The organism is Gordonia sp. 135, from assembly GCF_009720185.1.
Lineage (GTDB): Bacteria > Actinomycetota > Actinomycetes > Mycobacteriales > Mycobacteriaceae > Gordonia > Gordonia alkanivorans.
Genome location: NZ_CP046257.1, coordinates 159,709 through 171,484, shown reverse-complemented (window position 1 = coordinate 171,484; position 11,776 = coordinate 159,709). Strand labels below are relative to the sequence as shown.

The window sequence follows — 11,776 nt, the reverse complement described above, 5'->3', positions numbered from 1 at the left end:
CGGATGAAGACCATCCTGAACGTGATCTGGCTGCTGCTGTGCGGACTGTGGATGGCGATCGGCTACGTCGTCGCCGGCATCATCTGCTGCATCCTGATCATCACCATCCCGTTCGGCATCGCGTCGTTCCGGATGGCCAACTACGCACTCTGGCCGTTCGGCCGCACCGTCGTCCGCAAACCGACCGCCGGGGCGGCGTCGATGATCGGCAACGTCATCTGGATACTCGTCGCCGGCATCTGGCTGGCGATCGGCCACATCGCCACCGGACTCGCCCTCTGCATCACCATCATCGGCATTCCGCTGGGTATCGCGAGCTTCAAGATGGTGCCGGTTTCGCTGCTCCCGCTCGGCGCCGAGATCGTCCCCACCGGCCAGCAGATGCCCGGCGGGGTCCCCGCACGTATGTGAGACGACCGACCCATCCGATTCCGTCGTCGAGTCCGAAGAAGGGGCATGAGCCTCACGCCCGGACCCGTTCGAGCGGCGGCGCTCTGCGTCCGCACATGCGGGCGAATATCTGCCGCCCATCGGTAGGACAGCAGCAGAAGGTGAACGCGGTACGACGCCGAGGGAAGGAGGTGTGCGATGACTGATCATCTCGATCCCGAATCAGCAGAATTGCTCGAACTCGCACCGGTGGTCGGGCTGAACGCACTGACCTCCGACGAGCTGCGCGACATCGAGGCACGGGTGGCCGCCGCTCCCGCGGACTTCCGCGAGTTGTTCGACAAGCAGGTCCGGGCCACGCGTGAGGCCATGGCCGCGGTCAGCGCCGCCACCGCGACACCTCCGCCGCCGGCGCTCCGTGAGCGGGTACTCGCCGCTGCGCGCGCCGAGGCGGGGCTCGACGAGCCGTCGGTACGCGACGCCACACCGGTCTCCGGGGTTCCGGCGATGCCGCCCGTCGGGGATCTCGAGGCCGAAGCTTCCGTTCCCCCACCGTCGGAGGAGATCGAACCACCCGCGGACTTCGACGCCCATCGACCCCGCCGCTCACGTCGATTCACCTATCTGACCGCAGCGGCCGTCGTCGCCATCGCGGCTGGCGCGCTCGGCTGGGCGATCGGATTGTCCAGCACCGAGCAACCGGCCGCTCCCGCACCAGTCGCTCTGCCGGCCGAGCAGGTGTTCTCTGCTGACGACCTACGCTCGACGAGCGCACCGGTCGCCACCGGGAGCGCCACCGTCTACGTGGCCGCGTCGGCCGATAGCGCTGTGCTGGTGATGAATTCGGTGCCGCCACCGGAACCCGGCACCGTGTACCAGATGTGGCTCGTCGGGCCCGGCGGCACGCGTTCGGCCGGCACCATGACCGACAAGGACGTCGAACCGGTCACCACCGCCGTGCTGTCCGGGATCAACACCGCCGACGCACTGGCGTTCACCGTCGAACCGCCCGGTGGCTCGGCGCATCCGACCAGCGCTCCGGTCGCGCAGCTGTCGTTGAGCTGATGCACGGAGAGGCTATTTGAGCAACGCGCGAATCGTCTCGATGCTGTCGGCGAGGTCGGGGGTCTTGTCGGGCCGGTAGCGCACGACCCGCGCGAATCGGAGCGCCACGCCGCCGGCATACCGCGAGCTCCGTTGCGCACCATCGAGTTCGATCTCGACGACGACCTGCGGACGAAGGTAGACCGTGTGGGCGTCGCGATGCGTCGCATGCTTCGGGAACTCCTCGGTCTGCCACCGGAGGATGTCGTCGGTGAGACCCTTGAACGTCTTGCCCACCATGATGAACTCGCCGGTCTCGGGGTCGCGGGCACCCAGGTGCAGGTTCGACAGCCAACCGGTCCGCCGGCCCGATCCCCACTCGGCACCGAGCACGACGAGATCGAAGGTGTGCGTGGGTTTGACCTTCTGCCAGGCCTTTCCGCGGCGTCCGGCGACGTAGAGCCCGTCGAGGGATTTGACCATCACGCCTTCGTGGCCGTCGGCCATCGCGGTGTCGAAGTGGCGTTTGGCCTCGTCGGCGGTCGGGCGGGTCACCGCGGGGATGCGAAGTTGCGGTGCGATCGAATCGATGGCGGCGAGACGCTCGGACAGCGGGCGGTCGATGAGGTCGACGCCGTCGAGGTGGAGGCAGTCGAAGAAGAACGGCTTGAGCAGACGCTCCGGTTCGCCGGCGGCGGTCGGCCCGGAACCGAAGCGGCTCATCGTGTCCTGGAACGACCGCGGGCGTCCGTCGTCGCTGAGCATGAGGGTCTCGCCGTCGAGGATGACCGAGTCGCAGGGCAGTCCGGCGATCACCTCGACGAGGTCGGGCACGTTCCCGGTGACGTCGCGGAGCGTGCGGGTGTACACCGAGATGTCGGTGCCCTTGCGGTGAACCTGGATTCGCGCACCGTCGAGTTTGTAGTCGACGACGAGGTCGGGACCGAGGAGTTCCAGGGCGGCGTCGAGGTTGTCGGCGGGCGTCGCGAGCATCGGTTCGACGGCGCGGCCCACCTCGAGTCCCACGCCGGCCAACGCCTCGGCGCCGAAACGTGCAAGGGCCGCGGTCTCCGGGAGCGATCCGGTGAGCATGTGGACGCGACGCACCGCGGTCAGCGATTCCCCGGTGACCTTGGCGATCGCATCGGTCATGACCCCGGCCAGCGCACCCTGGCGCAGTTCGCCGGTGAGCAGGGCGATGAGGAACTTCTGCTCGGGTTCGGTGGCGGCGGCGAACATCGCGGCGAGGATCTCGGCGCGGCGGGTCGTCGAACCGGGTCCGCTCGCGGCGGCGAGTTCACCGAAAGCGGCGTCGACCTCGGCGACCTCGAGCGACGGTTCTCCGGCCGGTTCGGACGCCAGTTTCGACAGCGACCGCCAGCCCACACCCAACCTGCCCTGCGGGATTTCACCCGACAGCCAGGCGACCACGATCGGCAGCTCGGCGTCGGCGGCAGTGGCCAGCAGGCCGGCGAGCACCTCGGTCTTGCGGGTGCGTGAGCGATCGCGTGCGACGTCAGACGACGTCTGCACCACGTCGATCAGCTTCATCCCTCCGAAGGTACCCGCCGGGTCCGACACCGCCGGGTACCTCGCGGTACCCGGCCCGGAAGGTCAGACCTCGCTCAGGTCGACCGTCTTGGTCTCCCGGACGCTGAGCAGTGCGATCAGCGTCGTGCACGCGGCGACGGCGAGGTAGACACCGACCCAACCCACACCGAAGTCGGCGACGATCCACGTCGCGATGAACGGCGCGACCGCGGCACCGATGATCGACGAGACGTTGTAGGAGATACCCGAACCCGTGTAGCGCACGTTGGTCGGGAACAGCTCCGGCAGGATCGCGCTCATCGGCCCGAAGGTGAGACCCATCAGGGTCATGCCGAGGATGAGGAAGAACAGCATCCGCCCGTTGTTCATCGACGACGGATCGAGGATCAGTGCGAAGAACAGACCGAAGACGATGATCATCACCGTGATCACGAGGAGGAACGCCCGACGGCCGTACTTGTCGGCAAGCCGTCCGGAGACCATCACGAATCCGGCGAAGAAGAGCACCGCGATGATCTGCAACTGCAGGAAGTCGGCGTAGCTGAACGACAGTTTCACGCCCGACGCGTCGGTCACCTTGCCGGTGCCGTACGAGACGATCCACGTCGTCACGATGTAGAAGAGCGTGTATGTCGCGACCATGATGAAGGTGCCGGCGATCAGCTGACGCCAGCTGGTCCTGACGACCTCGGCGAGCGGGGTCTTGACCTTCTTGCCCTCCTCGACGGCCTTGGCGAACACCGGCGTCTCGGTGAGCTTGAGACGCACGTACAGACCGATGACGACCATGATCGCACTGGCCAGGAACGGGATTCGCCATCCCCATGTCATGAACGCATGGTCGGCGGGCGAGGTCTTCGCGTCGAAGTCGAGGCCGAAGATCAGCAGCAGGAACATCCCGTTGGCGAAGAAGAAGCCGATCGGTGCACCCAGCTGCGGCCACATCGCCGCCCAGGCGCGTTTGCCCTTCTCCGCGGTCTCGGTCGCGAGAAGTGCTGCGCCGGACCATTCGCCGCCGAGTCCGAGACCCTGGCAGAAGCGCAGCAGCGCGAGCAGCGCCGGCGCGAGATAGCCCACCTGGTCGAAGGTCGGCAGGAGTCCGATCACGAAGGTGGCTATACCCATCGTGAGCAATGAGCCGACCAGTGTCGCCTTGCGTCCGATGCGGTCTCCGAAGTGGCCGAACAGGACCGAGCCGATCGGGCGTGCGACGAAGGCGAGTCCGAACGTCGCGAACGACGACAGCAGGGCGGCCGTGTCGTCGCCCTTCGGGAAGAACAGCACCGGGAACACCAGCACCGCGGCGGTGGCGTAGATGTAGAAGTCGAAGAACTCGACGCTTGTCCCGACCATCGAGGCGATGACTATTCGGCGCCGGGGTACCGGAGGCTGTTCGGGGTGGTCGAGATTGCGGACCGCGGACTCGCTCATTCGTGGCAGGTTACGCCTGAGGACTGCATCACATGACGAGGTAACCCCGCGATCTCTCGGCCCCTGGCGGCCGCAGATTGGGCGGCGGGCTTTGTGGGTACCCGTCCAAGGCCATGAATCGAGGAGGCCCCCCATGGATACCGCAGTATGGATCATCATCGCCGTCGTCGTCGTGATAGTCCTGCTCGCTCTTCTGTTGCTGTTCCTGCGTAAGCGTCAGGACGTCCGCCGGACGAAGGCACAGCAGATCCGCGAGAACGCGACCGACCAGGTGTCGGAGATGCGTCAGCGCGAGGCGATCGCCGAGGAGTCCGACGCGCGGGCACGCAAGGCCCAGGCCGAGGCCGACGCCAAGGCCGCCGAGGCAAAACGGCTTAACGAGCAGGCGAAAGCCCACGGCACGCAGGCGGCGGAGAAGCGGGACGAGGTCGAGAGCACCCTCGCCCGCGCCGACCAGCTCGATCCGGATGTCCGCGGCGATCGCGGCGATCGCGGACCGGTCGGGGACGACCGCCGGCACGACCCCGCCGGCCGGGAGACCCACATCCCCGGTACGCACGGTCACGGTCCGCAAGGCCCCGGAACACACGCTCCTGGGACCCCCGGTCCCGGCAATTCAGGTCCCGGAACCCCCGGTGCCGGCGGCCACAATCCCGACACTCATTCCGGCAGGCACGAATCGGGCGAGCACCTGCCCGGTGGCGGGCAACCGGGGCAGCCTCGGCAACAGCCGTGAGGTGACATGAAAGAACCCGGCGTGGGTGCCTGATCGGCAACCCTCGCCGGGTTCTTTGTTGCTCGGATCAGCTGCCGCGCTTGATCCATTCCTCTAGATGAGGTGCCTCGGCGGCGACGGTCGTGCCGTCGCCGTGACCAGTGTAGACCTTGGTCTCGGGATCGAGGGTGAAGATCTTCTCGGTGATCGAGGCGATGATCGTCGGGAAGCTCGAGTACGAGCGTCCCGTCGCGCCCGGGCCGCCCTGGAACAGGGTGTCACCGGAGAACAGCACACCCGCTTCGGGCAGGTGGATCACCGACGAGCCCGGCGAGTGGCCGGGCGTGTTGATGATCGTGAGCTCGGTGCCGGCGATGCTGATCTTCTGCCCGTCCTCGAGATCCTGGTGCGACACGTCGGGATGGGTGTCGTTCCAGAGCATGTCGTCTCCGGGGTGCAGGAGGATCGGCGCACCCGTGGCCTCGGACAGTTCCGGCGCGACGGTGACGTGGTCGTTGTGACCGTGGGTGAGCACGATCGCCTTCACCGTGCGGTCGCCGACGCCTTCGAGGATCGGTGCCGCCGAGTGCGCGGCGTCGATGATGATGACCTCGTCGTCGTTGCCGACGAGCCACACGTTGTTGTCGACGTCCCAGGTGCCGCCGTCGAGGCTGAAGGTGCCCGAGGTGACGACGTTGTCGATGCGCAGCCCGGCCATCAGAGTTCCACCACCGAACGCAGGACCTTGCCGGCCTCCATCGCCGAAAACGCGGCCTCGACGTCGTCGATGCCGATCCGTTCGGTGACGAACTTGTCGAGCGGCAGACGTCCCTGCTCGTACAGGTCGATGAGCATCGGGAAGTCACGCTCGGGCAGGCAGTCGCCGTACCACGAGGACTTCAGAGCGCCACCGCGCGAGAAGAAGTCGACGAGCGGCATCTCCAGGGTCATCTCCGGCGTCGGCACACCGACGAGGACGACGACGCCGGCGAGATCACGCGCGTAGAAGGCCTGCTTGTAGGTCTCCGGCCGGCCGACCGCGTCGATGACGACGTCGGCACCGTTGCCGTCGGTGAGGTCCCCGACCGCGGTGACCACGTCGTCGACCTTGCTGCCGTCGATGGTGTGGGTCGCGCCGAGCTCCTTGGCCCATTCGAGCTTGCCCGGGTCGCGGTCGATCGCGATGATCTTGGTCGCGCCGGCCAGCTTGGCGCCGGCGATCGCGGCATCACCCACACCGCCGCAACCGATCACGGCGACCGAGTCGCCGCGGCCGACGTTGCCGGTGTTCATGGCGGCACCGATGCCGGCCATCACGCCGCAACCGAGAAGACCGGCAACGGCCGGATCGGTGTCGGGATTGACCTTGGTGCACTGCAATTCGTGGATGAGGGTCTTCTCGGCGAAGGCGCCGATGCCCAGCGCCGGGGTCAGTTCGGTGCCGTCGGCGAGGGTCATCGGGACGCTCGCGTTGAAGGTGTCGAAGCAGTACCACGGACGGCCGCGCTTACATGCGCGGCACTCGCCACACACGGCGCGCCAGTTCAGGACGACGAAATCGCCGACCTCGACGTGGGTGACATCCGAGCCGACCGACTCGACGACGCCGGCCGCCTCGTGGCCCAGGAGGAAGGGGTACTCGTCGTTGATGCCGCCCTCGCGGTAGGCGAGGTCGGTGTGGCAGACACCGCAGGCCTTGATCGCCACGACGACATCACGCGCACCCGGGTCCGGGATCACGATGTCGACGACCTCCGTCGGCGACTTCTTGCTGCGCGAGATGACTCCCTTGACTGTCTGAGACATGCGTTCTGTTTCCTTCCGAAACTGCGTTGTCAGCGTTCGTATTCGTCTGTGTTCCCGGCCGTGGCGACAGGATTCGCCCTTACCGGACACATCGTCACAACCTTATCCGTACCCGCCATTACCGTCCACTCGTGTTCAACACCGTTAACTGCCGGTGTCCATATCGGGGTGCGAACTCCCCGGCTCAGGTTTGGTTGTACCCGCGACCGGGCACGCCCGTGGGAGAACCGATCGCGTCGACCACGAGGAGGCAGACATGGCGGAGAAGAAGCGCGACCCGGGACCGTCGGTCAAGGACGACGAGCTCTACGAGAAGCTGCGCGACGAGGGCAACTCGAAGGAAAAGTCCGCACGTATCGCCAATGCCGCGGCCAACAGCTCCCGGTCGGACGTGGGCCGCAGCGGCGGCACATCCGGTTCCTACGAGGACTGGACCGTCGACGAGCTCAAGGACCGCGCGAAGGAACTCGACATCAGCGGATACTCCGGCCTGAAGAAGGACGAGCTGATCGAGAAGCTACGCAGCCACTGACACGACGCAGACAGCACCGAAGCCGCCGTCCCTTGTGGGGTCGGCGGCTTCGGCGTGTTGAAGGACGATGCCGGTCAATGCGCCTCTCGGCGAGTGGCCGCTCGAAGCGGCAAAAGGGTTGAGGCCCGGGGCTTGAATCCGTCACCGTCGAGCTCTTCAACTGCGACCGTCCCGGATCTATTCCGGGCCCTCCGACGTGACCTCCGCCACCGGCGGTCCGTAGAAGAAATACGCGCTATGACCCCGGTTTTTCTACGGATTCCGGGCCGGGTCAGGGCAGCAGACCGGCGCGCCGGGCGGCGACCACGGCCTCGAGCCGCGACGACGCGTCGAGCTTGCGCATCGCATCCTTCATGTAGCTCTTGACCGTGTGCACGGTCAGGCCGAGGGCCTCGGCGATCCGCGCATTCGAGTAGCCGAGCGCGGCGAGCGACAGCACGTCCTGTTCGCGTCCGGTCAGCTCGACCACGGCCGAGTCGGCGGCGGCCTCGGCCAGCAGGAAATCGGTGACGGCGGCGAGTTGTTCGGCGAGACGGGCGTCGTCGACGGTGTCGACCAGCGAGCGCAGCCGCGCGTAGGCGGCGGTCATCCGGTCGCGCAGCTCGTCCTCGCTCTGGGCTCCGTGCTCCAGCCGGGCCCGCGAGGCCACGATCTCCTGCTCGACGGCGCGCGCCTCGGCGGCCAGGACGTCGAGCATGCGGCCACCGATCGGATCGGGGGTGTGCAGCGCGCCGTAGATGACCGCGACCGGCGTCCGGTTGACGATGATCGGCGCGGCCATCATCGCGCGGAGTCCCTCACGTTCGATGAGCGTGTTGTAGCGGTGGGTGATGTGCGGGGTGCGTAGGTAGTCCTCGACCACCATCGGCCGGTTCAGCGAGACGACCTTGCCGCCCAGCCCGTGCCCGACGTCGACCGAGAGTCCGGCCAGCGCACCTGCATGGTTGCCGGCGAAATGCTGGAGGCGCAGGCTCGTCGAATTGTTGACGACGCCGGCGAAGGCCAGGGGCACTCCGCTCGATTTGCGCACCCGTCGCAACGCGTCGGTGACGATCCCGCTCAACGGCTCGGGCATCTCACCTCTCTATCCCCCTCTTCGGAGGGTGGCAGGGACTACATACAGCGCATCACACTGTGACTCAGCTTACTCAGTCAAGAGCGAGGTTCACGATGACACAGGCCACCATGACCCCCACCCACATGGTCGACCGCTGGTTGGCAATCTACGGGGCGCCCGATGCCAACGCGGCGGCACTCCTCGTCGACGACCACGATCCCGACGCGGTCGCGTTCACCGTGATCGAGGTCGAGGCCTCCGCGGACGCCGACTCGGCCCCCGCGCCGATCACCACCGACGTGACCTACGGCGACCTCGCCGAGCGGTCCAAGCGCTTCGCATCGGCGCTGGCCGATCTCGGCGTCGGCCGTGGCGACACCGTCGGCGTCCTCATGGGCAAGCGCGAAGAGCTGGTCGTGTCACTGCTGGCCATCGCCCGCCTCGGCGCCGTCTACATCCCGCTGTTCACCGCCTTCGCCACCCCTGCCATCGAGATGCGCCTGACGTCCGGCAAGGCGAAGGTCGTGATCACCGAACCGAGCCAGGCGTCGAAGCTCGAGGGCATCGACGGGATTCGAGCGATCGTCGCCGGAGAAGAATTCGAGCAGCTGGTTTCCTCGAACGAGCCGATCGCCGAGTCGGTGGCCGTCGGTGGCGACGGCGCGCTGATCCTGCTCTTCACCAGCGGTACCACCGGTGCGCCCAAGGGTGTGCCGGTGCCGGTCAAGGCACTCGCCTCGTTCGTCGCCTACATGCACTACGGCCTCGACGTCCGTGACGACGACGTCTTCTGGAACGCCGCCGACCCGGGTTGGGCCTACGGCCTCTACTACGGCGTCCTCGGCCCGCTGGCCACCGGACACCGCAACCTGCTGCTCCACGCCGGCTTCAGCCCCGAGCTCACCGCGCAGATCCTCGGCGGTCTCGGAGTCACGAACTTCGCCGCGGCACCGACGGTCTACCGCACCCTGAGCAAGGATCCGCGGATCACCGGCTTCGCGCTGCGACGCGCGTCGTCGGCCGGCGAGCCCCTGACCCCCGACGTCATCGGCTGGGCCCAGCAGGCACTCGGCACCGAGGTCCGCGATCACTACGGCCAGACCGAGCACGGCATGTTCATCAACAACCACTGGCACTCCGACGTCTACGAGACGCTCGTCCCCGGCTCGATGGGCAAGCCGATGCCCGGTTTCGCCGCCGGCATCGTCGACGGCCAGATCGCGATCGACGTCCCCGCCAGCCCGCTCATGTGGTTCAGCGGTTACCTCGACGCCCCGGACAAGACCGCCGCCCGGTTCACCGAGGACCGCCGCTGGTACCTCACCGGCGACACCGGCCGCGCCGACGAGGAAGGCCGCTACTTCTTCTCCGCGCGCGACGACGACGTGATCATCATGGCCGGCTACCGCATCGGCCCCTTCGATGTGGAGAGCGTACTGATCACGCACCCGTCGGTGATCGACGTCGCGGTGGTCGGGCGACCCGACGAACTGCGCGGCGAGGTCATCGAGGCGTTCGTCGTCCTCGCTCCCGGCATCGAGGGCACCGAGGCCCTGGAGAAGGAGCTGCAGCAGCTGGTGAAGACCGAGTTCGCCGCGCACGCGTACCCGCGCACCGTGCACTTCGTCGACGCTCTCCCCAAGACCCCCAGCGGCAAGATCCAGCGGTTCCTGCTGCGCAAGGGATAGAGCCGACCGCGTCCCGGCGATCCCGGGACGCGGTCTTCCACGCGCGCGACCCAGCGGGTGCCCCCCTTCCGCTGGGCCGCGTCACCATCGAGCATCGCGGCCGGCTACCGCAATCCGGTCGGCCCGGTGACCTCGATCTCGGTTCGCAATGTCGCGAACCTTCGGCCGGCGGGTCATTCGCCCCCGGATGACCCGTCGGCCGGCTCCCACGACGTGCGACGGTCGACGCTACCCGGCCGGAGGTTCTGCCAACGCCAGAACCGAATCCGGGGGAGTCGCACCGGAATACGTGATCGGCGCGTCGTAGACCGTTCTCATCGGTACGACGCCGGTCCAGTCCGCGGACTCGACACCAGGTCCGCCCGTCCGCGCCTTCGCGATCCACTGGCCGTCGACGATCGGCAGCCGCAGTGCGACCGTGGCAGCGAGTTCTTTGCGCGTCGTCTTCCGGACTTCGGCGACACGGCCCGGAATGAGCTTGTCCGACAACACCTCCAGCACCGACTTCGCGTCGTCGACCGGCTCGAGAACACCCCGCACGACTGCCGACCGATAGTTGGCGGAGTGGTCGAAGAGGGTGTCCGCGATGACGAGTCCGTCCATCACGAACACCGTGAACGCAACGGGCGCACCGGTCGCGACGTGCCGCAGCGCGCCGGCCCCGGTCGATCCGTGCAGCAGGATGTCGTCCCCGTCGCGGGCGAACAGCATCGGCACCGACCACGGCAGCCCGTCGACGACCGTGCTGAGGGTTCCGACCTTCGCCTGGTCGAGGAGTTCGTCGAGTGCGGCGCGGTCGGTGGCACGGGCGGGCTTCCGGGTGAGCGCGTCGAGCGGAGATGTCATGGCGCCCATCGTCGGGCACGGTCGCCGCCGGCTCAACCGATATAGCCGCCATATCCCTCTGTAACGAGGACCGAAGCTGTCCGCAATGGGTCGTAACGTGGTTCTCACCAGCACGAATGATCATCAACGACGAACCGGAGAACACCATGGGCACCTACACCACCGCAGAACTCAGCGTCGACGTCACCGGCGAGAAGCTCGAACTCCTCACGCTACTGCAGGACCAGCGCAACCTGCTCAAGATCTCCGCCCGCAATCTCTCCGACGAGCAGGCTCGCAAGCAGTCCACGGTCAGCACACTGACCATCGGCGCTCTGATCAAGCACCTCGCCAACGGGGAGGAGAACGCCGCCACGATCATCACCGAACGCGACGAGAACGCCGAATTCGACATGAGCCGCGCGGCAACCGAGTACGAGTTGGTCGAGGGGGAGACCCTCGCCGGCTGGCTCGAGGCCTACGACCGCAACGCCGCTCGATTCGACCGCGTGATCGCCGACGCCGAGAGCCTCGACGAGGTCATCCCCCAGCCCACCGCGCCCTGGGCGCCCGAGCGCGAGTGGTCCACGATCCGCACCATGATCCTGCACCTGCTCCGCGAGACCTCTCACCACTGCGGACACGCCGACATCATCCGCGAAGCCCTCGACGGGCAGACCACCATGGGCGCCATCTCCGAGGGTCAGGACTGGGCCGACGCCGAGTGGATGCAGTAG

12 protein-coding genes are annotated in these 11,776 nt (G+C 67.3%); 6 read left to right on the top strand and 6 right to left on the bottom strand.

Translation table 11 applies throughout. The annotated features are described in order from the left end of the window. The first annotated feature begins 3 nt into the window (after positions 1 to 3). Together GKZ92_RS00745 and GKZ92_RS00740 are read left to right on the top strand one after the other, a co-directional pair. A complete protein-coding gene (locus tag GKZ92_RS00745) occupies positions 4 to 411 on the top strand; it encodes a YccF domain-containing protein (protein ID WP_035755760.1) in 408 nt (135 codons plus the stop codon). 177 nt (positions 412 to 588) lie between these two features. Beyond that, positions 589 to 1,455: an anti-sigma factor gene (locus tag GKZ92_RS00740; protein WP_035755762.1), complete on the top strand. Its 867-nt coding sequence runs from the start codon at positions 589 to 591 to the stop codon at positions 1,453 to 1,455. Positions 1,456 to 1,467: 12 nt separating this feature from the next. Here GKZ92_RS00740 and GKZ92_RS00735 read toward each other — a convergent pair whose 3' ends face one another. Beyond that, positions 1,468 to 2,985 (bottom strand): ATP-dependent DNA ligase, encoded by a 1,518-nt coding sequence (locus tag GKZ92_RS00735; protein WP_035755782.1) that lies wholly within the window; start codon positions 2,983 to 2,985, stop codon positions 1,468 to 1,470. Positions 2,986 to 3,048: 63 nt separating this feature from the next. After that, positions 3,049 to 4,416 carry an MFS transporter gene (locus tag GKZ92_RS00730; protein WP_035755764.1) on the bottom strand — a complete coding sequence of 456 codons (1,368 nt, stop codon included), beginning with the start codon at positions 4,414 to 4,416 and terminating at the stop codon, positions 3,049 to 3,051. A 133-nt stretch (positions 4,417 to 4,549) separates the two neighbouring features. Between GKZ92_RS00730 and GKZ92_RS00725 the strand changes: the two genes are divergently transcribed. After that, positions 4,550 to 5,152 carry a hypothetical protein gene (locus GKZ92_RS00725; RefSeq protein ID WP_035755766.1) on the top strand — a complete coding sequence of 201 codons (603 nt, stop codon included), beginning with the start codon at positions 4,550 to 4,552 and terminating at the stop codon, positions 5,150 to 5,152. Between the two features lie 67 nt (positions 5,153 to 5,219). Here the strand turns inward: GKZ92_RS00725 and GKZ92_RS00720 are convergent, their stop codons facing one another. Both GKZ92_RS00720 and GKZ92_RS00715 read right to left on the bottom strand, forming a co-directional pair. Then, on the bottom strand, positions 5,220 to 5,849 hold the full coding sequence (locus GKZ92_RS00720; RefSeq protein ID WP_006360786.1) for an MBL fold metallo-hydrolase: 630 nt from the start codon (positions 5,847 to 5,849) through the stop codon (positions 5,220 to 5,222). Continuing rightward, positions 5,849 to 6,937: an S-(hydroxymethyl)mycothiol dehydrogenase gene (locus GKZ92_RS00715; protein WP_155224899.1), complete on the bottom strand. Its 1,089-nt coding sequence runs from the start codon at positions 6,935 to 6,937 to the stop codon at positions 5,849 to 5,851. The genes GKZ92_RS00720 and GKZ92_RS00715 overlap by 1 nt, the downstream gene beginning before the upstream one ends. A 256-nt stretch (positions 6,938 to 7,193) precedes the next feature. On the opposite strand from GKZ92_RS00715, the gene GKZ92_RS00710 reads away from it, so the two are divergent. After that, positions 7,194 to 7,469: a DUF7218 family protein gene (locus tag GKZ92_RS00710; RefSeq protein WP_035755770.1), complete on the top strand. Its 276-nt coding sequence runs from the start codon at positions 7,194 to 7,196 to the stop codon at positions 7,467 to 7,469. A 271-nt stretch (positions 7,470 to 7,740) separates the two neighbouring features. On the opposite strand, the gene GKZ92_RS00705 is transcribed toward GKZ92_RS00710, so the two are convergent. Further along, positions 7,741 to 8,544: a helix-turn-helix transcriptional regulator gene (locus GKZ92_RS00705; RefSeq protein WP_035755772.1), complete on the bottom strand. Its 804-nt coding sequence runs from the start codon at positions 8,542 to 8,544 to the stop codon at positions 7,741 to 7,743. A gap of 95 nt (positions 8,545 to 8,639) precedes the next feature. On the opposite strand from GKZ92_RS00705, the gene GKZ92_RS00700 reads away from it, so the two are divergent. Beyond that, positions 8,640 to 10,214 (top strand): AMP-binding protein, encoded by a 1,575-nt coding sequence (locus GKZ92_RS00700; protein ID WP_006360789.1) that lies wholly within the window; start codon positions 8,640 to 8,642, stop codon positions 10,212 to 10,214. A gap of 228 nt (positions 10,215 to 10,442) precedes the next feature. Here GKZ92_RS00700 and GKZ92_RS00695 read toward each other — a convergent pair whose 3' ends face one another. Beyond that, positions 10,443 to 11,060, bottom strand: a complete 618-nt coding sequence (locus GKZ92_RS00695) for a pyridoxamine 5'-phosphate oxidase family protein (protein WP_035755784.1) — start codon at positions 11,058 to 11,060, stop codon at positions 10,443 to 10,445. A gap of 116 nt (positions 11,061 to 11,176) precedes the next feature. On the opposite strand from GKZ92_RS00695, the gene GKZ92_RS00690 reads away from it, so the two are divergent. After that, entirely contained in the window at positions 11,177 to 11,776 is a 600-nt protein-coding gene (locus tag GKZ92_RS00690; RefSeq protein ID WP_081724877.1) for a mycothiol transferase, read from the top strand.